Genomic DNA, 26,265 nt, shown 5'->3' on the forward strand with positions numbered 1-26,265 from the left:
GGATAGTCGCCCAACGCTTCTATCAGCATGCGAACGGCGCGTTCTTTAATCTCAGGAGTGTAGGTTTGTTTTTTCATTGTCGTATTCTCTCAGAATGTTGAGTCTCCGACAATCCCGGGGCGGTTCAGTAGTTGCTGAACGAGAGGATAGAGGTTACTACTACTATGGTTACTACTACTCTGATTATTATTATCGCCGTTGTAATAGTAATCAATCTGAATTATCACTTGATACAGTCTTAAATAAGTATGTTTATGCCTGCACTAGCTGGGATAGTTGGTCAAGTCGCTCAAGCACTATACCGTCCTCTATCTATGATTTTTATGAAGATAAAAATAATAAACGTACCTATTATCAAGGTCAAAATAAGGATAGTGGATTCAATAACTCAGTATCTTTGTCTAAAAAAGAAAATGAGAACAAGTATATCTCACCTCTAAATACTAAAGAGTGTAGTGGTAATGGTATTTATCTGTTAACAGATGGTGAGCCTCAGCTCACCACAGAAGACGGAAGATACTATGAGAGTCTTACAGGCTCTTCTAATAGAGCCAAAGAATTAATGAATACCTCATTATTAGGTGCCACTTCACCCTTGTCAGTAAATAGTTGCAACGGTTTATCAGGTGGTAGTGCCAGTGGTGCGTGGGGATGTATGGCCGATTACGCTGCATTATTACGGAATCCTGTCAACAATTCTCTTAGACTACCAATTAAAACTGCTACTGTAGGCTTTGGCAAAGATTTCGCAGGATTGACCGGAAAACGTACCATCGCAATTAATGGTGAATCAAAAGAAGTAATCGATTGTAATAGTGGTTCTTCAGATGTAGACGCTAACACTCGGAATCTATGTAAACTTGGTGAGCGTAGAGGAGATAACGAAACTAAAACTTTTGGTGATGGTGGTTTTTATTATACTGAGGAGTCTAATGAGATTGCTGCTAGTATTGCTGACTTTGCTTCTGGTTTAGTACAAATCATTAATACTGCGCCTTCAGGTACGATTACAATTCCAGAAGACCCATATCGCGCTGCCAATCAGCTACCTTATGCTTATTTACCAATGCTCGATCCTAATATTTCGTCCACATCCAGTATTTGGCGAGGTAATCTTAAAAAGTATGCATTAGATCAAGGGACACTATTTGGTCGTGGTGACAACAATTTGCTATATAAGGATGTAGCTGGCAATTTAAATGAAAAGACTCAAGATTTATGGCAAACGTCAGATTTTCAGGCAGGTGGAGGAATAGCTAATAACAATATTAGCGCTGGCGGCGTTTACGCACAATTGAGTACGCCGACCTCAGATCTTGGTAGTGTGCGTACGATATATGTTGAGGATACTTTGGCAGATAAAAAAACGCCTGTTCTTCGCAAACTAAGCGTGGATAGTAGCGGTAAACCGCAAGGGTTCGATCAGTTAGTAGATACAGAAGCATATAATAAGCTAAACCAATATCGTTTACTCAGTTTTTTAGGGTTCAGCAATGTATTAGCTAATGATGGACAACCAACTTCTACAACAGAGGTAAAAAACCTAACGTTGACTCGGCCAACTAGAGAAACGAAAATCTTAGGCGGTGTTGTACATTCTAAGCCTGAAGCCATTTCTTACAGTGCAACTTTAGATGAAAATGGCCGCATTACCGATACTCGCGATGATTATGTACTATTTGGTTCGATGGATGGTGCATTACATTTAGTGGATGCTGATGATGGAAAAGAAGAAGTCGCCATTATTCCTAAGTCGATGATGATTGCTCAACCAGAAGCCTTAGTTGATGGTTCTATCAAAGCTAAAGTAGGCGAGCCTTACTTTGGTATAGATGCGCCTTGGTTGGTAACAACAGATTATGACTTTGATTTACCCGGAAAGAGGGTAAAAGTAGAAGAGGTTGCTGGTAGGAAAGGTATGTTTGCCTATGGCGGTTTGCGTATGGGTGGTGAAGCTTTTTACGGTATGAATATTACCAAAAAATCTGAACCAAAAATATTATTTACTATTACCAGTGCAGGTCTTAGCTCACGTACTACCGCTAAATCTAATTCGGCAGGATTTGAGCGTCTAGGTCAGATATGGAGCAAACCAACAGCGACCAAAATTCGTATGAGCAAAGATGCCGATCCTATCAACGTATTGGTGTTTGGCGGTGGTTATGATATGAATTACGAAGACGATAGTTATGTACCAACATCTAGTGCTCCGGCAAGAGGTAATGCTATCTACATGATTAACGCTCAGACGGGAGAGTTAATATGGTCAACTAGTAGTGCCGCAGGTAGTATTAAAACTGACAGTATGGTTAATAGTATAGTTGGCGGTGTTACCGTACTTGATAGAGATAATGATGGTCTTATGGACCATTTGTATGCGGTTGACTTGGGTGGACAAGTATTCCGTGCAGATTTCGAAAATGCCCGTCCCGCTCAATTTGGTTTTACTGAAGTTGCTAACTTCACAAACAAACGTATTACTCGAGTATTGAATGTAGCACCTACTGCCGCAGCCTCTAAAAAATATGCTTATCGTTTTTACGAACGTCCAGTAGTTAGCTTCTATCGTAATGAAGGTATTAGTGGGCAAACAGTCACGAATAATGGCAAGCTTTTTGCCTTGATCAATGTTATCTCAGGTAATCGTAGCGCCCCTTTATCTGCTTTACGTAATACTAATGATTATGCCAATCGTATCTATGGAGTTATCGATAGTGACGTTACGAGTGCTGATCTATATAAAGATGGATTTACGCCTACCGTACAAGATCTAACAGAAGGTAGCTTGGTCAATTTAGCAACCACACTTGGCGCTGAGCCTTCTGCAGACCAGAAAAATACTGCTAAAATAGAGATGATTAAAGGAAGCAAGCTTGGATGGTATTATCCATTAACACGATTCGATGGTTATAATAACGTTAGATACAATAAAGGCGTAGGTGATAGTGCAGTTATCAATAATTTATTGTATACCACCGTTTATAACCCTGATAAACAATACGGCACAGTAGCAAGTTGTGCAGCCAAGATCGCTGGTGGCTCAGAGCGCCAATTGTATTGCTTACCGTATGGTATATGTATGGATGCCAGTTCAATATCTGGAACAGGTGGTTATATACCTGCTGGTCAAGGTATTCAAGAACTAACCCTCGGTGCGTTTAATAAGAACAATACAGATATAAAAGTATTAATAGGCACAACGACTATTACTGATCGTATCGCTGCAGCAAAGCGCGCAGGCTACGGTACAGATGGAACGAAAAATACGAGTAATATTAAAGATTTGTATCCAGGAGAGCAGGTCCGTCCTACACAAATAGGGGGAGATGGTACGGCTTCTGAGTTCTTATTCAATGAACGCTATACTTTACAGCCTCGGGCATGGTATGAAAGAAAACAGTAATGTCATTAGAATAGTGAATAGTATAGTCATAATCATATAAAAGCTTTCTAAAACTAAGAGTAAATGATTCTTTCGTACTTATAACAGGACGCGGCGTATGATTAAGCCATATATGCACAAAACAGCAAGTAAAATAGCGTATCGCGATGTGCGAGGCTTTACGCTTATAGAGTTGATGATTGTCGTTTTTATTATCAGTATACTTGCTACCATCGCTGTTCCAAGCTATCGTCGCTATGCTATTTTGAATGCTGAGCGTGAGGTGCAAGCAAAAATGTTGCAGATACAGATAGAACTAGAGCGCTGGCGTGCCAGAGCACTAACTTACCAAGGCTTTCAACCAAAAGTTATCAATAGTACGACTAATAATGAAACTTATCGTTATGCTGATTCACCAGTGAATAAGACTGTCTATGTGCCAGATGGTAGTGACGCTAATAATTATCGCTATAAAATTACGCTCGTCGATGGTGGAGATACCTCTAAATCTCTTGTAACAAGTGCAGTTTCAGGCACTTCAGATAGTATTACTGGTCGTAGCTGGAAAATGTTAGCGACACCGAACAGTTCTGGAGTTACGAAAGGCGCTAATTATATCGTATTAACCAGTACAGGCTTACGCTGTCAAAATATTAATAGTATTAATATTTCGTCTACGAATTGTGGTACTGGACAGGAGGTTTGGTAATGCCAGTGAGTATTAATAAAAATAAGTCATGGTCGGCAAGTAAGATTGAGGGGCAAAAAGGTTTTACTCTCATAGAAATGATGATCGTCGTTGCCATCATTGGCGTACTAGCGGCAATCGCATATCCCAATTATCAGAGATATGTTATCAAGACCAAACGCACAGATATGATGAGCGAGATGCAAAACATTGCCAGTCAAATTGAAAGCCGAAAATTGGCACAAGGAAGCTACAGTAATATTAGTGCACAAGTGAAAACAGATTTTGCAAAACCATATCCTGCTCAAGGGCAAGCGCTTTATGATGTTAAAATCGACCCAATTATACTAACCCCTCCTAACAATACATTAACTGCTAAATGGATAATCACTGCCACACCAAAGTCTGGCACGCAGATGGCGGGTGATGGGGCATTGAGTCTGAATTATCAAAATATCAAGTGTCGAGCCAGCGTTTGCGGTACAGGTAATGAATGGAATGATTAAAATAGTCCAGCCGATTGACAATTATTGTCAGCTATAAGCGTGTATGTGTACATAAATGAGAAAAACTGACAGTTATTGCTATGTTAAGCGTAACCTTTAGTGTCAGTAGATATCATTACGGTAAATGGCTATCTAAAAATATTGATAATAATCGCACACTTAGCAGACACGCCTATTGTGAATGATGATTTTGGCACGTTATATGCAATATTTATAATAAGAAAGTATCACATTTATAACGGTCAGTCAGATATTTACTCTGCTGTCGTATTATCCCAAAGGACAATTCTATGAACGCTCAAAAAGGTTTTACCCTAATCGAACTAATGATTGTGATCGCTATTATCGGTATCTTGGCTGCGATCGCTATTCCTGCATATCAAGATTACATTGCTAAGTCACAAGCATCAGAGGCATTTACATTAGCAGGTGGTTTAAAAACTGCAATTGCTACTAACCGTCAAGCAGGAACATGCTTCGCAGATGGTTCAAAAACAATTTCTTCTGAGACTGGTGCAGCTAATCCTGATCAAATCGTAGGTAAATATGGTACAGCAGTAATTGGAGCGGCAGAAGGAGGTGTTCCTCCATGTACGATTACCTATACTTTTGAGAGTACTGGAGTATCTGATAAGCTAACTGGTGGTATTATAACATTGGATGTTAGCGATAATGGCGTTTTATCGAAAAGTGCTACTGCAACTTCTAAGCCTGTAGATAATAAGTACTTACCAGAAGCTATTAAATAAAGAACTCTGATCTGTCCTTAGCAAGCGTAGGCTGGACACTTTGCCCAGCCCACACTCTGAAAGGTTAAAATGCTGGGTTAAAACCCCAGCCTACAAAATTTCTTATCGAATACCCAAAAAACCAAACGTCATGTTTGGTTTTTTATATTTAAAAAGAGATTAAAAAACTTTGGTATCAATCTTTTATCATTTGTTAAATATAAAATCTGGGCCGAAGCACAGCCTACAAAGAACCTTTTTTAACAACCTTAAACCCAACTGGCATACTCTCTGCACCATAGCGTTATACTTATAATTGATGATAACGCGATGAAACCTTACCTGCCAGCTGTCCAAAATTGTCATTTACGACGTCGTATAGCCACTCAGTCTGGCTATACTCTGATAGAGCTGATGATCGCGGTTGCGGTAATCGGTATCTTAGCAGCGATAGCGGTAGTCAGTTATCAGACACAGCTAAGAAAGACCCAAGTCATGACCGTTTATCAAGAAATTAATCAGTATCAAATGCCGTATCAGATATTGATGGATGATGGGGCAGGAGTGACAGATTTTAGTCCTCGTGGGCTAAATATGCCAGCCCAGACCAAATATTGTCAGTTTACAGTCGCAGATCCCATTGCGGGCAGTACTACGACAAACGCTATCATTTGTACGATTCAAAATTTATCTTATATCCAAGGTCAATCCTTGAGCCTTGACCGAGCTGCCGATGGATCGTGGCAGTGCCGCCCATCTGCAGGAATTCCAAAAGCCTATCTACCGAAAGAATGCCAATAATATTTTTAAATTTTAAACAATAAAAAACCACCTAACCGCATATTGCCGTTAGGTGGTTTTCTTTATTTTGATACTTTAAGCAGTTTTAAAGAGCTTACTACTTCTCTAAATACTGAATCTTACCTTCCACGCCATCCCACTTTTCCGCTTCTGGCAGTTGCTCTTTCATCTCGGTGATGTTGGGCCATTTTTGCGCCAGCTCTTCATTTAGCTGGGTGAACATCTCTTGTCCTTTTGGCACTTCATCTTCTGAGAAGATGGCATTGGCCGGACATTCAGGCTCGCACAGCGCGCAGTCGATGCACTCATCAGGATCGATGACGAGGAAGTTTGGTCCTTCATAAAAGCAGTCCACAGGACAGACTTCCACACAGTCGGTGTATTTGCAAAGAATGCAGTTATCTGTAACGACAAAGGTCATAGTGAGGTCTACCTGTTATTGATTTGGCTTATGGCTAAATATAGTGGGTGCACTTTAACACTGATATCATATGCTGGGATAAATTTTTGACGCCTCTGAAGTGACGGAGTCGCACAGCAAGCGAAGAAAGTTTATCACAGCGGCACAGGGCTATTAACGTATCAATGTTACTTTGTACTGACTATAGAATAGACTGAAAATAAAGCGTATTTTAGCGCCTTTACTGCGATTTGACAATTCCCTTTACTGACTGATGATTTTCTTTAGATGATACAGTAAGTCATGCGCTTGCTTAGGCGTTAGACTATCAGGATCAATTGCGGCAAGCTCATCTTGTAAGCTAAACAGCTGATTTTGCTGTGGAATGTCAGTCATGTTTTGTGTTTCATTACTATGGCTGACATTGGCTTCTGCTAAGTTATAGTGCTGTGCTTGCCGGCGTTTATCGTTTACTGACTTAGCTAAGTCATTTTTGTCATCAAGGGGTGCTGGTGTCTCTGCATGTAGCGTATTCGCTGTTAGACTGTCTTGCTTTAAGTTATCTACCTCTAAGTGAGTGTCTAAGTAGCGCTTGGCATCATTTAAGACCTGAGTTGGGATACCGGCCATCTTTGCCACATGCAGTCCAAAACTGGAGCTGGCCGCGCCCTCTTTAATTTGATGGAGGAGTAGCAACTGGCCATCGACTTCACTAGCGGCGACATGCACGTTACGAATGTGGCTTTGGCTATTTTCAGCACGCTCCGCCAATTGCGTCAGCTCAAAATAGTGAGTGGCAAATAACGTCAGGCAGCCAATCTCTAGCAATCGATTGACACACGCATGCGCGATTGCTAACCCATCAGTGGTTGCTGTACCGCGCCCAACCTCATCCATTAATACCAGCGATTTATCTGTTGCTTGATTGAGAATATTAGCCGTCTCAATCATCTCCACCATAAAGGTAGACTTGCCGCCAGCCAAGTCATCGGCTGAGCCAATACGGGTAAAGATACGATCAATATCACCGATACGAGCCTGCACGGCTGGGACAAAACTGCCGCAATGGGCGAGCAAAACAATAAGCGCCGTTTGGCGCATATAGGTCGATTTGCCGCCCATATTAGGGCCGGTAATCATCAGCAGGCGCTCAGGATGCTCACTACTGCCCAGCGCGCAATCATTGGCAACGAAATGATTGGCTTGCCGCGTGTGACTGTGACTGTGACTGTGATTGTCAGTGTTCGTGGGCTTTAATGCGGCTTCGACGACGACATGACGGCCTTGTTTGATATCGATACTGGTTTGACTGTCTTTCTTTAAATGAGGGTTGTTTTCTAAGTTATTTTTTTCTAAGTCACTATTGCCCTTTGCATTATTGTCCTTTGCATCATTGCCCATCACTGGACGCTGCCAATGGTAATTTATCGCCAGCTGTGCCCAATTGCTTAGCACGTCTATTTGGGCGATAGCCGCGCTTAGCTGTTGCAACGCCGCTAAATGGCTACTGAGGTCGGTTAGTAGCGCTTGGTACAACTCTTTTTCACGAGCCAAAGCTAAGGTTTGTGCGCTCAGATACTCTGTTTCAACGTCTTTTAGCTCATCGGTGATAAAGCGCTCGCTACTTTTAAGCGTTTGTCGGCGGATAAAATGAGCAGGCGCATTTTTTGCCTGCATCTTAGGCAGCTCAAAATAAAAACCGCTGACTTTATTAAAGCCAACTTTGAGACTCGGCAGTTGATTGTCTTGACGCGCACGCTCTACCATCTCATCTAGAGTGACTTGAATATTGTCATGCAAATGGGTCAGGCGATCAAACTCTTTGTCAAAACCTGAGGCTATCATGCCACCATCACGAATATGCGCGGGCGGCTCGATGACAGTGGCGCGCTCAATCAATTCGGCGACGGACTGTACGACCGGTAGCTGGGCGGGCAGTTGCTGCATCAGCATGGGCAATAAACCCACGTCTTCATGGCTAATGCCTGCGTCCGTCAGTAGAGTAGCGAGATGGGCGCTACTTTTGATACCGTCAGCAAGCTTACGCAAATCACGAGGTTTGGCGCTCATCAGGCCGATACGACTACTGATACGCTCGATATCGCCAATGGTATTTAGCGTCTCTCGCAAACTTGTGACAAGTCGGTTATCTGTCATACTTTGATCACAGGGGCTAGACGGATTGGCTGTATTTAGTAAATTGGCTACCGCGTCTAAACGCATATTGATACGGTCGTGCTGCCGCAATGGGCGCTTCATTTGCTGCACGAGTAAGCGTCGTCCCATCGGAGTTTGACAGTGATTGAGTACAGAGATTAATGAGGTGCCAGTGCTACTGACAGGTGTAAACAGCTCAAGATTCTGCTGGCTACCCGCATCGATAATTAAGTAGTCATCGCTGTGCTCGACGATGAGCTGGTTGACTTGCGGCACATGACGCTGCTGGGTTTGCCGTGCATAATGTATCAGCGCTGCACAGCTAGATTGAGCCAGTGGGTTATCTGCCACACCCAAACCATCAAGGCGCTGCACCTCAAACTGCTGGCAAAGTGTCGTGGTCGCATGCTCACGATGAAAGTCGTTGGCCGCGACTTCGATAATTGGACAGTCAAGGTTTTGCCGTAACCACAACGACCAGTTTTCTCCCGCTTTTTCATTGAGCGCTTCGCTAATGATACATTCACTAGGAGCAAAGCGTGCGAGCACCGTCAGCATTTGGGTTTGTAACCCTTCCACATCATCGTGATTGGCATGTAGCGTTTGTGTGGTGAGCGTGCCAGCGGCCAAATCCATCTGGCTAATAGCAGCTTGCAAAGGCTGTTTGCCAGTAGATTTTGTGGGAATGGAGAGGTCGATGGCGACCACGGTTGGGGTGTGGTTGGGCGCAATTAAGGCGTCATCGGTGATGGTTCCTGCCGTCAGGGTTTTGACCACTTCTCGGCGCATGATGGTAGGCTTGCTTTTATCCTTCTTTTGCTTGCTGCCCATATTAGGAAGGCTGGGTGCGCTGTCAGCTGTGCTGTTAGTCGCTGACTCATCGATTTGCTCACACACTACCACCGTCTGCCCAGCCGCAATCAATCTTGCCATATAGCTGTCGGCTGCATGAAATGGCACGCCTGCCATGGCAATCGTGTTGCCGGCTTTATCAGTGCCACGGCGGGTCAAGGTGATGTCTAATATCTGGGCTGCGCGCTTAGCATCATCAAAAAACAGCTCATAAAAATCGCCCATCCGGTACAGCAGTAGCGCTTGTGGATAGTTGGCTTTCATGGTTAGATATTGCACCATCATCGGCGTGTGATCGGCCAAGTGATAAACGGCATCGCCTATCACTAATCGATCAGCGGATAATGGGCCAGTAGTGTCTTGTTTTGATACCGCGTATTTTGCTGGCGCAGGTTTTGAGAGAGTAGGGGGTTTAGCAGCGGGCTTAACGGACATGCAGGATCTCTTATGATTAAATGGGTTTACTGGTGGCGCAATGGGTATTTTTATAAGAATAAATAGCAGGTGAGGATTGGTCACTTACTCCGCTTAAAGGGTCAATGAAAACGCTTGAAAGATTCAGCCTATAAACACTATTTTAACACGTCCGGTTGCGTTTTTACGTCGGCAAATATCTGGCCTTTGCCCTTGTATCCATCGGCGTCATAACCATATATAATGACGGCACACTTAATTGGGCGATACTTCATTAGGCGACACTGTATAGTCGGTTCCCTTGAAAAAGCTGAGAATTCTGCTGGTATGAATTTTGAGGCATCTGTCACGCTTGCGAACAGCGAGCAAGACAGATTTATACCCATAGAACACCATTAACGGATGTACCACCTTTATTTTGAGCTGACTATATTAGGCAGTACCTCACTAAATGGTACTGTGCTGGATGATGACAAGGCGGCGAGCTAAGCGTTGGCGAATGCGCACTAATTATCGAATATTTCCATAGGTCAAAAAATTATGTTATCAAAGATTGTAGGCAGTGTTATTGGCACGAAAAATGACCGCGAACTAAAGCGCATGCGCAAAGTGGTCAGCAAGATCAACGCACGAGAGGCTGAGATACAAGCCCTATCTGATGAGCAATTACAACAAAAAACGGCAGAGTTTAAGGCGCGCCACCAAAACGGTGAAAGCTTAGATGCCTTATTACCAGAAGCGTTTGCGGTCTGCCGCGAAGCATCGCTACGTGTCAATGGTATGCGTCACTATGATGTACAGCTGATCGGTGGTATCACCTTGCACGAAGGTAAAATCGCTGAGATGAAGACGGGTGAGGGTAAAACCTTGATGGGCACCTTGGCCATGTATCTCAATGCGATCAGCGATAAAGGCGTCCATCTGGTCACGGTCAACGATTATTTGGCCGCGCGTGATGCCGAGTTAAACCGTCCATTATTTAACTTTTTGGGCATGACCGTTGGGGTGATTTATTCACAGCAGCCGCCACAAGAGAAGATCAACGCGTATCGAGCCGATATTACTTACGGTACGAACAACGAATACGGTTTTGACTACCTACGCGATAACATGGTCTTTAGTCTGAGCGAAAAAAAGCAGCGCCCGCTGAACTTTTGTATCATTGATGAAATTGACTCTATCTTAATTGATGAGGCACGTACACCACTGATTATCTCGGGTCAAGCCGAAGATTCGTCACGTATGTACGCACTGATTAATACCATTATCCCTGTGCTCAAACGCTCAAAAGACGAAGAAGCCAATAAGAATAATGAAGAAGAAGACTTCTGGATTGATGAAAAAAATCGTCAGATTGAGATTAGCGAAAAAGGCTATGAAAAAATTGAGCGCTTCTTAATCGAAGTGGGCGAGCTGGGTGAAAACGAAAGTTTGTATAGCCCAAGCCGCTTACCCTTACTGGCTCACGTGCAAGCCGCCATTCGCGCCCATCATGTGTTTGTCAAAAACGTTCATTATATCGTTGATGATGGTGAAGTGGTCATCGTTGATGAAAACACTGGTCGTACTATGCCGGGTCGCCGCTGGTCTGAAGGGCTGCATCAAGCGATGGAAGCCAAAGAAAACGTCGAGATTCAAGCAGAAAACCAAACGCTGGCCACAACGACTTTCCAGAACTACTTCCGTCTGTATGACAAATTGTCTGGCATGACGGGGACTGCCGATACCGAAGCGGCAGAATTTAAGTCAACCTATGACTTAGATGTCATCGTGATTCCAACGCATGAGCCGATTGCTCGTATCGATATGGATGACCAGATTTTCTTAACGAAGCTAGGCAAATACAAAGGTATCATACGCGAGATTAAAGAAATCCAAGCCAAAGGTGCGCCAGTACTGGTCGGTACCGCGACCATTGAGGCCAGTGAAGAGTTGTCCTACTTGCTCGATCAAGAAGGCGTCAAGCACAATGTATTGAACGCCAAACAGCATGAGCGTGAAGCAGAAATCATCGCGCAGGCGGGCAGTCCAAAATCGGTCACGATCGCGACCAATATGGCAGGCCGTGGTACCGATATTATCTTGGGCGGTAATTGGCAGTCGTTTATCGAAGATATTGATGCGGTCAGCCCCGAAGAAATGGCGCGTCTAAAAGCGCAGTGGCAAGTCAAGCATGACCAAGTGGTGGCGGCTGGTGGTTTGCATATCATTGGTTCTGAGCGTCATGAATCGCGCCGAATCGATAACCAGCTACGTGGTCGTGCGGGTCGTCAAGGCGACCCTGGTATGTCCCGCTTCTTTTTATCGCTTGAAGATGATTTGATGCGTATTTTCGCAGGCGATCGCGTGGTCAATATGATGCGTGCCATGGGGCTAAAAGAAGACGAAGCTATTGAGCACAAAATGGTGTCCAAATCGATTGAAAACGCGCAAGGTAAAGTTGAGAGTCGCGATTTTGATGCCCGTAAAAACCTACTAAAATATGATGACGTGGCCAATGAGCAGCGTAAAGTTATCTATAGTCAGCGTGATGACTTACTGGCAGAGATGGATTTGTTAGAGGCCATCGAAGTGATGCATCATGAAGTCTATAACGCTCTGATTAGTCAGTTTATTCCGCCAGGCTCTATCGATGACCAGTGGAATGTCGATGGTTTAGAAGATGAGCTTGAGGATGAGTTTAAAATATCGATGCCAATCAACGATTGGCTAGATGAAGATCGCCGCTTGGATGAAGAAGGATTACGCGCCAAAATCATTCAAACCGCGCTAGATCGTTATCACAGTCGTCGTGAGCAGATGGGCGAAAAAGATGCCGCCCAGCTTGAGCGTCACTTTATGCTGCAAAGCCTAGACAAGCATTGGAAAGAGCATTTAACGCAAATGGATCAGCTGCGTAAAGGGATTCATTTGCGCGGCTATGCGCAGAAAAACCCAGAGCAAGAATACAAGCGTGAGTCGTTTGAGTTATTCCAAATGATGCTTGGCGCCATTAAATCTGAGACGGTGCAAGACCTATCACGTGTGCATATCCCAACCAAAGAAGAGCTAGAAGCATTAGAAGCCCAGCAACGTGAGAATGCAGCGCAGATGCAAATGCAGTTTGAACACAATGAGGTGGATAATTTAGACAGTGCCTCGGCCGATAAAGTAGCAAAACAGCCACAAGACCGCACGCTGGCAGGCGGCGCGGCGGCCGCTGTGAGTGGCGCTATGGCCGGTAATGGCAGCAGTGCTAGTGAGTCAAATCCTTATGCCGGTATGAATATCAGTCGTAACGCGCCTTGTCCTTGTGGATCAGGACTTAAGTATAAGCAATGCCATGGTAAAATCTAATACCTAGCTCATCACTCATGATTAGCGGCGATGAACTGGTGAAATCTACCAAAGATCGTACTTGTTTGCCTAGCAACCCAAGTTTTTAAAATTGGCGTAAAGATTGCAAAGCAGATATGGTGAGTAGGTAATCAAAAGTCCTTATCTCAAATAGATAGGGGCTTTTTTTGTGAATGCGCTAAAGGATTAGGCCGCTTCTTAATGAGCAAAAAATCTGCTATTTTAAAGTTATGGAGCGCTTTGTAGCGATTACTTACAAATTCAACATAGGCGTGCATTTATGGACACGCTATAGTATTTAGCATATTTACTTTGGAGAGTGTTATGAATTTAGAATTATTAAAACAACGCCGCACCTCTATTGCCTTAACGGGTTTGCTGGCTGGCGCACTAACCATCAGCGCCTGTCAACAGCAGCAAGAGCCAGAGCCAAGTTTAGAGGACAGCATCAGTGCAGAGCAATCAGTACCCATGTCTGCGGATCCTGCAGAACCTAGTGATGTGTTGGTCAATAGTGAAGACGCGACCGTTAATGAAGTAGAAAGCGACACCATTGCTTCTATTAATGGGGGCGTAAGTCAGATTACTTATTTATGTGCCCCTGAGCTTACGGTCAAAGCCACTTATAAAGATGCTGGGAAGCAAGTCATCATTGACACCGATAAAGGCACAGCCACGTTAGTTAAGACCAACGATGCGACCAACCCTGAAGTCTTTAAAGCAGAAACTGCCATTGATGGTGGCGAAGGTTTTGTACAATGGCGCGTCGCCCATGATGACCGAGAAACAGGTGTGATGCGTACGGCAGGCGTGGATACAGCAGACATAAGCACTTATGAGTGTAAAAAAACAGAAGAAGATTCGATATAAGCTAAGTTCATTACAGCACTGAATAAGAATAAAAAAGCAACGTTCGCGTTGCTTTTTTAATGGTAGGGGCTTGGCGGTAGGGGCAAAAAACCAGAGTCTTACTTGTTGTAAGTAGTCCCAGCTTCATGTTCTAAAAATCCTTCTTCTTTAACATCAAGCTCTTCATGCTGAAGCGACACTTGGATACTATCCGTATGGGTGTGCGTGCTTTTACTAATATCAATTTCTTGAACGGCATAAGTATCTTTTGTAACTGTTGCCACTTGGCGTGAGACTACTATCTCAATAGGCGCCTCACCGATCTCAACTTGCTTATCATTAACAGTGATAACCGCTTTGCTATCTAAGGCGGGTTCAACATGACGTAACACGTCTTTTTCATCGTAATTTCCAGAGAGTAAGTCTTGGCTCTCGGTATCATGAAACTCAGTGCGTACAGTGATGTATTCTTCTACCAGCTCAATCGGTACGTCAATAGTCTTGGTGCGAGTGTGCTTCGTCACGGTCACTTTGCCGACGTCCAAACGTTCTTTATTGACCACAGGACGCTCTTCTAATAGCTCTAGATGGCCGATTTGTCCGGTATTATTTGCCTCATTTTTTTGTTGAAGGCGGGACTGGTGATCGGTGTCTAGCTTATCCTGGGAATTGTCTAACTTGTGCTCAGGTGGGGTATTAATATTATCGGTAGTCATTTTGATCTCCTTATTATTATCAAATGTTGAAAAGTACTTTCCATACATCTTTCTTGTTGTTTGACGTGTTTATCGTCTTATAAGTGCTGATGATCGCAGTCTTGTAAATAAGCGCAATATAGAGAAGCATAAAAAAGACCAGAGACGTGCTCTGGCCTTAATCACTGAATAAAAATCCAGCTGCTTATAACAGTCACATAGTTCTATTTTTTCGTAGAATAGTGCTACAAGATATGTGACAAATTAGCTGATTACATACCACGAGCGCGGCGCACGTCTTCAGCAGTGATGCCATCACGGTCTACAATGTTGCCTTCGCGGTCAACAACATTACCCTCACGGTCAACATCTAACTCTTCACGCTGAATGGTTTCAACGATTGTTTCAGTGTGACGCTCAGCGGTCTTACCAACGCTGACTTCTTCAGAGACATACGTCTCTTTGCCAACACGGGCACGTTCGGCTTCTAGCTGAACTTCGACCGTGTCATCTACACCGCCATCACCAATGCGACGATCGGTTGGACGATCTACGTTGGTACGTTGAATGTTCGCGTGCTCTTCTTCTAGCTCAACATCGACGTTACGCTCTTCAGTGATGACATGTTTACCCACTTTCACTAGGCCAGCCACGATACGATCTTTATTGACCGTTAAACGTTCTTCTAATAGCTCTAGTGTGTTTGGCGCATCATAGGCATGATCTTCAATGTCCATACGTTCTGCTGCTGGGACAGTATCGGCAGTAAATGCTTGGCGATCTTTTTCGTACTGTTCTTTATAGCTGTACTGATAATCGTGATCATACTCTTCCATGGCTTCCACTTGTGATTTGGTCAAGCTATCAAAGAATACATCATCGCCAACAATACGTGCCAAACCAGCGGGTACTAGCACTTCTTTTGAGCTGAACCAACCGCCAGCATCAACGATCAAATAGCGAATGCGACCAGTCGTGTCTTCTACCAATGCACCTTCGATTTTACCGATTTTTTCTTCGTTGACACCATAAGCGGTTTTGTGAGTTGGATCATAATAGTCATCACCAATAAGGTCACGGTGAGTGGCTTGAATATCTTTTAAACGGATTAGTTGGCTCATTATTGTCTTCCTTTTTTATGAGTTAATGTTTAATAGTTATATTTTTAAATATTAAAACTTCTAAGAGTAAATTGCTTCATTACAAAAATTTCTATAGAACGAAAATTGATGTAAAACGATGTCAGTAGTTGGCTAGCCAGTTTGCGCCTAGCCGCTACCTCAACTTGTAATTATCGTAACATCATGATTTTGGATGAGATATATGAGCAAGGTAGCAAAGTGTGGGCTTGCAGTAATTGCGTGTAATAGGCTGTAAGTGTGGCACCCCACCTAGGCCAATAAGTTAACGTACCTTTACATAACGCAATGTTCTACCTGCTTGAAAATAAGACCAACACGAAAAAACCGCAGGGCAATAAGCGCTGCGGTTTTGAGGCAAGGAGTAAGAAAATAAGTAAACGTTTTAAACGTCGTAAAACTTTATACTAAGCGAATTGATACGGCTATTCGTAGTTTGGATTTTGGATTTTGGATTTTGGAACAAGTTTTAACGCTAACCACGTTTAGGGCAATTCAAGTTTAAGGCAATTCAATGGCTACAGCCACGGCTTCGCCGCCACCGATACAAAGCGTCGCCACGCCTTTTTTGCCACCCGTACGTTTGAGCGAGTTAATAAGCGTAATGAGGATACGGGCACCAGAACAGCCTACTGGATGACCCAGCGCACATGCGCCGCCTTCGACGTTTACTTTAGTATGCTCAATTTTTAGCTCATCCATGGCAGCCATGGTAACCATCGCAAAGGCTTCATTAATTTCCCATAAATCGACATCAGCCACTGACCAGCCAGCACCAGCTAAGACTTTTTCAATCGCCCCGATCGGTGCAATAGTGAACTCGCTTGGGTGGCGTGAGTTTGAAGCAGTAGCAACGATGCGGGCTTGATAATCAAGACCTTCCGCTTTTGCCTGCGACTCTTTCATGACCACGACAGCAGCAGCGCCATCTGAGATTGAGCTGGCGTTTGCCGCGGTAATAGTACCGTCTTTTGCGAATGCTGGACGCAGAGTTGGGATGCGCTCAGCGTTGGCAAGGGCAGGTTGCTCATCGGTATCGACCGTTTGCTCGCCTTTACGCGTCTTAAACGTCACGGGCTCGATCTCGTCTTTGAAGTGGTCGTCTTTAATCGCTGTGAGCGCGCGATTTAGCGATTCGATAGCAAATTCATCCATCTGCTCACGCGTATAGCCTTTTTCGTCGGCCATCTCTTGAGCGAATTTGCCCATGAGCTTACCCGTTTCAGCATCCTCTAAGCCATCTAAAAACATATGATCTTTGACTTCTTGATGACCCATACGATAGCCACCACGCGCGCCTGGCATGATGTAAGGGGCATTGGTCATTGATTCCATGCCGCCCGCCACTGCCACATCGAAGCTACCCGCTTTGATACCGTCATGGGCTTGCATCACTGCTTTTAGACCAGAACCGCACAGCTTATTGATGGTCACGGCACCAGTTGCATCAGATAGACCCGCTTTACGCATTGCTTGACGGGCAGGGCCTTGGCCTAAGCCTGCAGTTAAGATACAGCCCATGATGACTTCATCAATGTTGTCAGTACTAACGCCTGAGCGTGCGACAGCAGCTTTAATGGCCGCAGCACCAAGCTCTGTCGCGCTCATATCTTTTAGCGCGCCTTGGAAGCCGCCCATTGGAGTACGGGCACCGTTTAAAATTACAATTGCATCATTTGACATCGTTATTATTCCCTTTTACGTATTTTAAATGAAAGTGTTTTACTGATAGTAAAAACAAGTGCTTATGAACTGTCACGTAACTACTAATTATCCACTGTTTCGCTCACTAAGTAACGGGTCTGCTAAGTGTCTGGCTTATGCAAGCTCATCTAAGCGAATGCGTACTACTTTATCAGTAATGGTGTCTAATTTTTCAATTTTTTCGATGGCAAGATTCATCTGACTCTCAACCACAGGTAGCGTTAAGATAATCACTGGTACTTGGCCTACTTTGTGCGCAGGCTTTTGTAAAATCGCATCGATATTGATCCCGGCATCGCTTAGGATACGCGTGATATCAGCCAATACGCCCGGGCTATCATAAGCATGTACACGCAAATAATACCCAGTAATCATCTGCTCAGCCCGTAATATCGGGGTGTCTGATAGCTGTTCAGGGATGAACGCCAGATGCGGGACGTGATGACCATGGTTGTTTTGAACGCTGTTGCTTTGCTCGTCGTTATCCTTGCTACCCAGCACGCGAACTAAGTCCATGACATCAGCCATGACGGCCGATGCCGTCGCGCCAGCTCCCGCACCATCACCACAATAGAGCGTCTGCCCAAGCGGATGCGAGTTGACTAGCACAGCGTTTTTTACACCGTTGACATTGGCCAATAACGCATCTTGCGGAATAAGCGTTGGATGTACACGTAGCTCAACACCCGCATCGTCAGCATTGCCTTGACCATCACGGCGTACCGCAAAGCCTAAGTGTTTGATACGGTAGCCAAGCTCTTCAGCATAGTTCACATCTTGCAAGGTGATACCCGTGATCCCTTCACAGTAAACTTTGTCAAACTGCAAAGGAATACCAAAGGCGATAGAGGCGAGTAGGGCCAATTTGTGCGCGGCATCAATACCCTCAACATCAAACGTTGGATCTGCTTCTGCATAACCCAGCTCTTGCGCCTCAGACAGTACATCGGCAAACGGGCGACCTTTGTCCCGCATTTCGGTCATGATGAAATTGCCAGTACCGTTGATAATACCTGCTAGCCAATCGACTTTATTGGCAGCCAGCGCTTCACGCATCACTTTGATAATCGGAATGCCGCCTGCCACAGCTGCTTCATAAGCGACATGGACGTTGTGGGCTTCAGCGAAAGCAAAAATCTCATTGCCGTGCTCAGCCAACAGCGCTTTGTTTGCGGTCACCACATGCTTACCGTTTTTGATGGCGTGCATGATGAGGTCTTTGGCCAAGGTGGTACCGCCAATCACTTCGATCACGATATCGACATTATCGCTTGCCGCAATGGCCATCAAATCGCTGTTTTGCATGATGTTTGAATCAATATCATCGCGTTGACGACGCGTACCCACTTCGGTAATGATAATATCGCGTCCGCTACGGCGTTTTAGCTCATCTAAATTGTCATTGATTAGATTGATCACACCCGTGCCGACGGTGCCCAGACCAAGTATCGCTAGTTTGATGGAATTGCTCACAGTATCCTCAAAAGGTTAAATATAATGAAGCCACTATAAAACTGTTATGGGTCAAATTCACTTGCGGTGCTAAGCGTACTAGTTGCGCGCATATTGACAGTAGCAGTTTTACTTCTGTTTCATTATAGTTGAATAAAAAGTGCTCAAATAAAAGTGTCCTGCTGATTTTTCATAGCGCTTTATCCTATCATACCGACAAGCAGTTGTGACGTCTACACAATGTCGCCATGTTCACAGATACCAATAAGGTATCAAGTCATAGTGCAACCCTTTAGTCAGCACCGACCGCTTGAGCCAACTGCGCCGCAGGGAGGTAGCCACCCACTTGTTGTCCTGCTTCCGTAAAGATAGCAGGGGTACCACGCACACCCAGTCTTGCCCCTAATGCCATGTGCTCTTGGACAGGAGTGGCGCAGTTAGGCGCTTGTACATTGGCGCCCATTTTTGCCTGATCCATGGCCGCATTGCGATCCTGACTGCACCAGATGGCTTCCATTTTTGGTACGGACTCTTGACTGCGTGGCCACGCCAAATAACGTACTTCGATACCGCGCGCATTGATATCCGCCATCTCTTCATGCAATTTACGACAGTAGCCACAGTCTGCATCAGTAAAGGCATAAACCACCGATTTAGTCATGCCTTTCGCTGGATAAATGATCATCTCTTTTTTATCCACCGCTTTTAGGGCTTCTTGCGCGGTACTGGCAACCAGGGCAGCACTGATATCAACTGGGGCTGCTTCGCCCACCGCGATGATTTGACCCTGAATAATATGCTTGCCAGACGTGTCAGTGAAAAAAGACGGCAGTCCTTCAGCCGTTACCCAATAAATACCCTCCATATCCGTTGGCACAGCTGACACGATGTTTTCTTCGATGCCAGAAGCTTCTAAATTTGCTTGTAACGCCTTTACCACTTCAGGGTCACTATCAGCTGACGTTTTAGCAGCACTAATCTTGGTTTCTGTACTATTGACGACACTGGTGTTGTTGGTTGCGTCCGCTGCATTATTTGAGCAGCCAGCGGCCACGACCACGAGCAACGCGCCCATCATAAAACGAGATAAACGGCTGCGCGAAAAAATGTTTTTTGTTACGGGGGATGACATAGGGGTGTCCTGTAGGCGGCTGCCTAAATATGAATTCGTTTTTTAGAAAAAGGGGTATATGGTTCTACATAATAAGGCGTATGGATGGTGTTTTAAAGGGTTAATTTTGCAGGGCTTTCTATCATTTATTGACCAAAAAAGATAAGAGGAGATGTCATCTATATTAGCATATTTATCATAAATAACCGTCAAAGATGAGTCGTCTAGATGGGTAAATAGATAGAGTGATATTAGGGGTAGAGCGTCATAAAATAGATGCATTAATTGTCACACTGATAACCATATGCTACTGGTAACCGTTTCTCTAGCGTGTGCTTATAAGATCTTTCGATGCGGCAATACACTTGTGCCAGCAACAGGTTACTCCTTATCAAGCGCTTTGATGATAGCGATATTAATAAGCACAAACTCAAAAGACAAGATACATTTGTACTATTTAACATCATCGTCTGCCTAGGTAGGCTACTGCTAATCACCTTTTAAAATTATTTATTTTAACAAATTAAACTTACGCTAAGGAGCACACATGGCAGGTGCCAGTTTATTACTATTGCTTGATGACATAAGTCTATTGATGGATGATGTGTCTGTTATGACTAAAGTCGCGGCAAAAAAAACAGCGGGTTTGGTAGGAGACGACTTGGCACTTAATGCTGAGCAGGTGACTGGTGTGAAGCCAAGTCGTGAACTGCCTGTTATCTGGGCAGTCGCCAAAGGCTCGGCCGTTAATAAGGTGATTTTAGTGCCAGCGGCGCTCTTGATCAGCTATTTTATACCGTGGTTGATCACCCCGCTGCTGATGATAGGAGGGCTGTATCTGAGTTATGAAGGGGCTGAAAAGGTCATTCATAAATTTTGGCCGACGCTATTGCCGCATGATGAAGAGCAAAATGCACATCGCAAAGCCAATGCCGATGAAACCGTAGATTTGGTGGCTTTTGAAAAGGATAAAATTAAAGGCGCGATACGGACAGACTTTATTCTGTCAGCTGAAATTATTGTCATCTCTTTAGGCGCGGTCACAGCTGCTGGTGGCGATATTGTCCAAAAAGGTATCGTGCTCTCGATAGTGGCTGCTGTGGTGACGGTCGGTATTTACGGCTTGGTTGCAGGCATTGTCAAGATTGATGATGCGGGTCTGCATCTGATTGAGAAATCACAAGCAGGTGACAGCAAACACAAGTTTGGCAAGTTTATGCTCGCGGCCGCGCCCAAGCTTATGAAGTTTTTATCGATAGCGGGCACGATTGCGATGTTCTTAGTTGGCGGTGGTATTATCGTACACGGTATCGGCTTTTTGCATTATGGCGTAGAAGACATTGCCCATCTCACTGGGGTGTTTGAAGGTTTGACCACGACGTTATTAAATGGACTGGTTGGGCTGATTATCGGTGCTATTGTGGTGGCGATTGTTACGACCATTGGTAACGTGCGTGGTAAGGATGACAAAGCGTCTTCTGCACACTAATTTACCAATCCTACTATCTGATTGTCACTTTGCTTTCTTGATCGATGACATGATTGTTTAAATAAGCGCTATTCATTAATTTTCACAGTAAAGAAAGCCCAAAGGCAAAAGCCCCAAAGTTGCTGTCAACTTTGGGGCTTTTGCCTTTGGGCTTACAGATTTAGCTGTCGCTGTCTGTTGCATCCGACTCTAGCTTTTCAGCTTGCGTCGGTTTTTTATGCTCCGTTTTAGGCTTGCGACTGCGTGCCTTTGGCACTTTTGGTGTGGTTAAATTAAACATACCGGTCTGTGGTAAAAGCTGCTCTGCCACATTCTCGATCATGTTTTTGTAGCTGGCAATCGTAGTTTTCGACTTAGCAGCTTGATTTTCTTCTTTAGTAGGCTGTTCTACTTCAGCGGTAGCAGACACCACATCATTACCTTCGATATTTGTCTCTGCTGTCTCCGTATGCTTTACCTCAGAAGTTTCATCATCAGCTTGCTTGTTAGGCGCTTGTGTTAGCGCTTGATCTGCCTCTAATAGCTGTTCGCTATCAGCACTGATATCGTCAGTCTGCGCTTGATTGGCAAGCGCCGTCGCTTCAACGTCATGGGCGGCAACGTTATTCTCAGCGTCCTTTTCAGAAGGAACGCTTAAGACCGCTGGCTCCTGATAGTCCGGGTGCTGACCACGTGGATCGTTACTTGCGCGTTTGCCAATCGTGCGTGGTTCAACGTCCGTTTTGCCTTGTGCCGCTGCAAACTGACTGACAGCCTGAGTCATCGCCTCAAAGCGCGCGAGGTAATCCGTGGCTAATGGCTGATAACCGTAGTTGCTAAAGTCAAAGCTCTGACTAGCCATCTCGTTGTTACCGGCACTGTTACTCACCGTGCTATCAACGTTGGTATCGTTATCAGCCATTTTTGCTTTTTCAGCATACAAGGCAATAGTATCGATAAAGCAGCTAATAACCCCATCTTCTGCTAAGCGAGTTTGCGCCTCTGGTAGGGTTGCACGAATAAACTCACCCACCGTCCCGCGAATAGTCGGCACACTCACCACTGCTTGCCCATTTGCTTGTGGCTGTTGCGTGGCCTGTGACTGCGTCTGCTGACTGCGTACCACACGAGGGTCATTTTTGGCTTGACCAAACTTCTCGGCGGTCACGTAGCGCGCCGCAAACAGCGCTTCATGTGTCAGCTGAAGCGCTGAATCACTTGTCTTGCTAGCCTCTACTGCACGGGCATTGTCCCGAGTGTTTTGGGTCTTCTCACTCTCGTTAACGTCATTGGCCACGCTCGCTTCCTGAGGTTGTGCTGGCGTGCTATCGACTTTAGCATTGGCTTTATTTGAGCTATCAGCTTGACTGTTCGTCTTGTGTTTAGATGCTGGCTGCTCATCTACTGCAGACTTTTTGTCATCAGCATTATTAGCATCGTGGTCAGTTTTTGGTGCGTTATTTTGTCCTTTATCTGCACTAGCGCTGCTCTTACCCTCATCAGCCTTGGCCTCATGGTTTGCTACAGAGCTTTTATCTGTAACTTTTGCATCAGAGCCGCTTTTGTCAGCACTTTTCTCACTCGAGCTTTGCTTGTCATTGCCTTGCTGATTAGCCTGCTGCTGAGTAGTAGGCGCTTTTGTGACGTCCTCTTTCGACGTCTCACTTGCTGGGCTTGGTTGCTTAGCAGATTGAGACTTGCTCTGTGATGATTTGCTGTCATCTAAAGACAAATGCACAACTTCGGGCGATTTAAGCTCAACCGGCGCTTCATTGACCTGTAGCACGACTTCGTTGGGGTTTTGATTGCGGCGGGCGTTCGATTGATTTTTGCTGCCGTTAGTGCCTGTAGTCGCATGCTGATTATGTTGTTTCACATTGTCAGCGGTTAGCGTCTCGCCGCGCTCCAATTTACCGCGTGAGCCACGTTGGCTATGCGATTTACGCTTAGCACGTGTCTGCTCATCGGCGGTATTGCTGTCTTTCTCCTCAGAGTGGTTGCGCTCGTTTGCGTTGCGCTTATTATCTTGACGATTACTATTTTGCTGGTTACGATTGCGATCATTAGTACGCTTGTTATCCTGCTGACGTTTGTCTTGATTGTCAGAGGTTTTGTCATCAGCGTTACTTGCAGTGACAGTTGAACCATTGCTTTCGGTGTTGCCATTCACGTCATTGCTGGTCTCATCCGCTTGCTCTTTTCTTTGACGCGGCTTAGAAGATCTAGACTTGCGTGGTTTACGTCTTCTTCTGTCTTCATTATTGCTGTCATCAGTGTTGCTGTCTGCGCTACGACGCGCCTGCTGACGATTGGCATTACTATCCGATTGTTGATCGTCATTTTTTTGAGTGTCGTTGTGCTGAGTGGCCTGCGCTTTATGTGGGGCGTTATTCAGCGCACTACTATCAACTTGTCCAAATGACCCTAAGCTTTGTGCGCCTGTATTGACTAGCGCTTCAATGGCTTCTGCTGCATCACTGCTACTCACGCTAGGTGTCGTTGTGGCTTGCGGCGCTTGAGCAAACAGATTAGACAACCACGCAACGGCTTGTGGTTGGGCACTGCTCTCAACGCTAGTCGGTTGCGTGGCGACTGGCTTGGCAGGTGTGGCAACACTTTGATTTTGGTTGGCCTGCGGTGCACGCGTCGATGAAACACTGTTGCTATTTTTATGATTACGCTGATCAACCGAGCTGCTTGATTTATTGGCAGCTTTACTGTCCGCTACTTGACGTGGCTGGCGGGTTGGCTGCTGCTCTGGGCGTTCTTTTTCAGCGGTTTGCCAATCCACATTGTAGCCGAGATCGCTGTGTTCTTGCTGCTGAGTATCGGTAATACGCTCATAGCTTGATGGGGCAAAGCCATCGCGGTTGAAGTGTAACTTAAAGTTTGGTGACTCTAAATGCGCGTGTGGCAAGATAGTGATACGGGTGCCACTGTCTTGCTCAAGATACACCAAGCTGTCGCGCTTTTCATTTAATAAAAACGCCGCGATGTCAGTCGGTACTTCTGCTTGCACTTCACCTTGACGTTCTTTTAGCGCGATTTGCTCAATCTGACGCATAATCGATAATGACAATGAGCGCAAGTCACGAATCATGCCATTACCGTGGCAACGCGGGCAGATATAACCCGTTGACTCTTCTAATGAGGGGCGCAAGCGCTGACGGCTCATTTCCATCAAACCAAACTTAGAGATGTCACCAAACTGGACGCGAGCACGATCGTACTTAGTAGCATCAATCAGTCGTTTTTCGACTTCTTTTTGATGCTTGTTATCATTCATATCAATAAAGTCAATGACGATCAAACCGCCCATGTCTCGTAGACGTAGCTGGCGGGCAATCTCATCGGCTGCTTCTAGATTGGTGTGGTAGGCGGTCTCAGCGACATCTGAGCCTTTGGTGGATTTGGCTGAGTTAATATCAATAGAAACCAGTGCCTCAGTTTGGTCAATAACGATGGAGCCGCCTGATGGCAGACGAACTTCACGCTGATAAGCGGTTTCGATTTGTTTTTCGATATTAAAGCGTGAAAACATCGGCTCATAATCGGTGTATTTGCGCAGTTTTTCTGCTTGCTTTGGCATGACGGCATCGATAAAACCTGCCGCTTCGATATAAGCGTTTTCATTATCGATCCAAATCTCAGCAATATCATCACGCAGATAGTCGCGGACAGCACGGGTGACGACGCCTGCTTCTTGATGAACCAAACGCGGTGATGGATATTTTTGGTTTTGTTCTTGGATGGCTTGCCAGATATTGAGTAGATGGTTCAAATCGTGCTGTAAGTCTTCTTGCGTTTTACCAATACCAGCGGTACGAATAATAACGCTCATACCTTTTGGCAAATCAAGGTTGCTGAGCATCCGCTTCATGTCTTCGCGCAATTTGCCCGAGATTTGACGAGAAATACCACCACCGCGAGGGTTGTTTGGCATTAGTACCAGATAGCGTCCCGCTAATGATACGTAAGTCGATAGCGCAGCGCCTTTATTACCGCGCTCTTCTTTTTCGACTTGGACGATGAGCTCGTCGCCTTCTTTGATCAGTTTTTTGATGTTTTCATCACGAGGATTGCCGCTTAAGTATTCGGCTGAGATTTCACGAATCGGTAAAAAACCTTGGCGCTGTGAGCCATATTCGACGAAGACCGCTTCAAGTGACGGCTCGACTCGAGTTACATGCCCTTTATAGATGTTGGATTTTTTTTGTTCACGGGTACGGTTTTCTAAGTCGAAATCGTACAGATGGTTGCCTTTACATAAGGCGACACGAATTTCTTCGTTTTGAGTGGCGTTGATCAAAATGCGTTTCATATTGGTATCCTATGAGTACGCATAACAACGATGAGACGGGCTTTCGGGCGTGAGGGCAAGTAAGGCTAATATTTACATTAGCATGGATAAATTTTAGTTAACGGTAGAACGTAAATCATGGGTTTTATAAAGCGCGCTGGCTTTTTCAATGGCTTGTTTTTCACCTAGAGTACATGAGCAATGCTAATGTGGAGATAAACGCTATAGGGTGTAAAGCTATGTGTTTATATCCTATTATTGGTAGTTTTGCTTTAAGTACTAA

At 44.9% G+C, this 26,265-nt stretch carries 16 protein-coding genes; 8 read left to right on the top strand and 8 right to left on the bottom strand.

The genetic code is table 11. The annotated features are described in order from the left end of the window. Nucleotides 1-76: 76 nt before the first annotated feature. The 5 genes from DVY93_RS06935 (at nt 77) to DVY93_RS12460 (ending at nt 6,105) form a co-directional block, all read left to right on the top strand. Entirely contained in the window at nt 77-3,403 is a 3,327-nt protein-coding gene (locus DVY93_RS06935) for a PilC/PilY family type IV pilus protein (RefSeq protein ID WP_230709941.1), read from the top strand. A 97-nt stretch (nt 3,404-3,500) separates the two neighbouring features. After that, a complete protein-coding gene (locus DVY93_RS12455) occupies nt 3,501-4,091 on the top strand; it encodes a type IV pilin protein (RefSeq protein ID WP_330165959.1) in 591 nt (196 codons plus the stop codon). After that, nucleotides 4,091-4,576, top strand: a complete 486-nt coding sequence (locus tag DVY93_RS06945) for a type IV pilin protein (RefSeq protein ID WP_269062828.1) — start codon at nt 4,091-4,093, stop codon at nt 4,574-4,576. Before DVY93_RS12455 ends, DVY93_RS06945 begins: the two co-directional genes overlap by 1 nt. A 290-nt stretch (nt 4,577-4,866) precedes the next feature. Then, a complete protein-coding gene (locus DVY93_RS06950; RefSeq protein ID WP_230709943.1) occupies nt 4,867-5,325 on the top strand; it encodes a pilin in 459 nt (152 codons plus the stop codon). Between the two features lie 309 nt (nt 5,326-5,634). Beyond that, complete coding sequence (locus DVY93_RS12460) at nt 5,635-6,105, top strand: pilin (protein WP_330165960.1); 471 nt, start codon at nt 5,635-5,637, stop codon at nt 6,103-6,105. Between the two features lie 97 nt (nt 6,106-6,202). Here the strand turns inward: DVY93_RS12460 and fdxA are convergent, their stop codons facing one another. Then, nucleotides 6,203-6,526 carry a ferredoxin FdxA gene (gene fdxA, locus DVY93_RS06965; RefSeq protein ID WP_230709944.1) on the bottom strand — a complete coding sequence of 108 codons (324 nt, stop codon included), beginning with the start codon at nt 6,524-6,526 and terminating at the stop codon, nt 6,203-6,205. Nucleotides 6,527-6,769: 243 nt separating this feature from the next. After that, complete coding sequence (gene mutS, locus DVY93_RS06970) at nt 6,770-9,949, bottom strand: DNA mismatch repair protein MutS (RefSeq protein WP_230709945.1); 3,180 nt, start codon at nt 9,947-9,949, stop codon at nt 6,770-6,772. Nucleotides 9,950-10,468: 519 nt separating this feature from the next. Here mutS and secA point away from each other — a divergent pair. Continuing rightward, nucleotides 10,469-13,264 carry a preprotein translocase subunit SecA gene (gene secA, locus DVY93_RS06975; RefSeq protein ID WP_230709947.1) on the top strand — a complete coding sequence of 932 codons (2,796 nt, stop codon included), beginning with the start codon at nt 10,469-10,471 and terminating at the stop codon, nt 13,262-13,264. 324 nt (nt 13,265-13,588) lie between these two features. Further along, nucleotides 13,589-14,134: a hypothetical protein gene (locus tag DVY93_RS06980; RefSeq protein ID WP_198335208.1), complete on the top strand. Its 546-nt coding sequence runs from the start codon at nt 13,589-13,591 to the stop codon at nt 14,132-14,134. Nucleotides 14,135-14,232: 98 nt separating this feature from the next. Here the strand turns inward: DVY93_RS06980 and DVY93_RS06985 are convergent, their stop codons facing one another. From DVY93_RS06985 to DVY93_RS07005, 5 genes are all read right to left on the bottom strand, one after another. After that, a complete protein-coding gene (locus tag DVY93_RS06985; RefSeq protein WP_230709949.1) occupies nt 14,233-14,829 on the bottom strand; it encodes a YsnF/AvaK domain-containing protein in 597 nt (198 codons plus the stop codon). Between the two features lie 251 nt (nt 14,830-15,080). Then, on the bottom strand, nt 15,081-15,929 hold the full coding sequence (locus tag DVY93_RS06990) for a DUF2382 domain-containing protein (protein ID WP_230709951.1): 849 nt from the start codon (nt 15,927-15,929) through the stop codon (nt 15,081-15,083). 519 nt (nt 15,930-16,448) lie between these two features. Then, on the bottom strand, nt 16,449-17,630 hold the full coding sequence (locus tag DVY93_RS06995; protein WP_193005382.1) for a thiolase family protein: 1,182 nt from the start codon (nt 17,628-17,630) through the stop codon (nt 16,449-16,451). 135 nt (nt 17,631-17,765) lie between these two features. Beyond that, nucleotides 17,766-19,124, bottom strand: a complete 1,359-nt coding sequence (locus tag DVY93_RS07000) for a homoserine dehydrogenase (RefSeq protein WP_230709953.1) — start codon at nt 19,122-19,124, stop codon at nt 17,766-17,768. Nucleotides 19,125-19,395: 271 nt separating this feature from the next. Continuing rightward, nucleotides 19,396-20,235, bottom strand: coding sequence for a DsbC family protein (locus DVY93_RS07005; protein WP_230709955.1), 840 nt, complete (start codon nt 20,233-20,235; stop codon nt 19,396-19,398). Nucleotides 20,236-20,761: 526 nt separating this feature from the next. Here DVY93_RS07005 and DVY93_RS07010 point away from each other — a divergent pair. Next, nucleotides 20,762-21,703 carry a DUF808 domain-containing protein gene (locus tag DVY93_RS07010; protein WP_230709956.1) on the top strand — a complete coding sequence of 314 codons (942 nt, stop codon included), beginning with the start codon at nt 20,762-20,764 and terminating at the stop codon, nt 21,701-21,703. 160 nt (nt 21,704-21,863) lie between these two features. Here the strand turns inward: DVY93_RS07010 and DVY93_RS07015 are convergent, their stop codons facing one another. Continuing rightward, nucleotides 21,864-26,003 (bottom strand): Rne/Rng family ribonuclease, encoded by a 4,140-nt coding sequence (locus tag DVY93_RS07015; protein ID WP_230709958.1) that lies wholly within the window; start codon nt 26,001-26,003, stop codon nt 21,864-21,866. Nucleotides 26,004-26,265: the final 262 nt, after the last annotated feature.

This window comes from Psychrobacter sp. CCUG 69069, from assembly GCF_021023115.1.
Lineage (GTDB): Bacteria > Pseudomonadota > Gammaproteobacteria > Pseudomonadales > Moraxellaceae > Psychrobacter > Psychrobacter namhaensis.

Bases quoted from the DNA above. Each gene is read 5' to 3' on its own strand.
- DVY93_RS12455 (WP_330165959.1), top strand. From the start codon at position 3,501: ATGATTAAGCCATATATGCACAAAACAGCAAGTAAAATAGCGTATCGC.
- DVY93_RS06945 (WP_269062828.1), top strand. From the start codon at position 4,091: ATGCCAGTGAGTATTAATAAAAATAAGTCATGGTCGGCAAGTAAGATT.
- DVY93_RS06950 (WP_230709943.1), top strand. From the start codon at position 4,867: ATGAACGCTCAAAAAGGTTTTACCCTAATCGAACTAATGATTGTGATC.
- DVY93_RS12460 (WP_330165960.1), top strand. From the start codon at position 5,635: ATGAAACCTTACCTGCCAGCTGTCCAAAATTGTCATTTACGACGTCGT.
- fdxA (WP_230709944.1), bottom strand. From the start codon at position 6,526: ATGACCTTTGTCGTTACAGATAACTGCATTCTTTGCAAATACACCGAC.
- mutS (WP_230709945.1), bottom strand. From the start codon at position 9,949: ATGTCCGTTAAGCCCGCTGCTAAACCCCCTACTCTCTCAAAACCTGCG.
- secA (WP_230709947.1), top strand. From the start codon at position 10,469: ATGTTATCAAAGATTGTAGGCAGTGTTATTGGCACGAAAAATGACCGC.
- DVY93_RS06980 (WP_198335208.1), top strand. From the start codon at position 13,589: ATGAATTTAGAATTATTAAAACAACGCCGCACCTCTATTGCCTTAACG.
- DVY93_RS06985 (WP_230709949.1), bottom strand. From the start codon at position 14,829: ATGACTACCGATAATATTAATACCCCACCTGAGCACAAGTTAGACAAT.
- DVY93_RS06990 (WP_230709951.1), bottom strand. From the start codon at position 15,929: ATGAGCCAACTAATCCGTTTAAAAGATATTCAAGCCACTCACCGTGAC.
- DVY93_RS06995 (WP_193005382.1), bottom strand. From the start codon at position 17,630: ATGTCAAATGATGCAATTGTAATTTTAAACGGTGCCCGTACTCCAATG.
- DVY93_RS07005 (WP_230709955.1), bottom strand. From the start codon at position 20,235: ATGTCATCCCCCGTAACAAAAAACATTTTTTCGCGCAGCCGTTTATCT.
- DVY93_RS07010 (WP_230709956.1), top strand. From the start codon at position 20,762: ATGGCAGGTGCCAGTTTATTACTATTGCTTGATGACATAAGTCTATTG.
- DVY93_RS07015 (WP_230709958.1), bottom strand. From the start codon at position 26,003: ATGAAACGCATTTTGATCAACGCCACTCAAAACGAAGAAATTCGTGTC.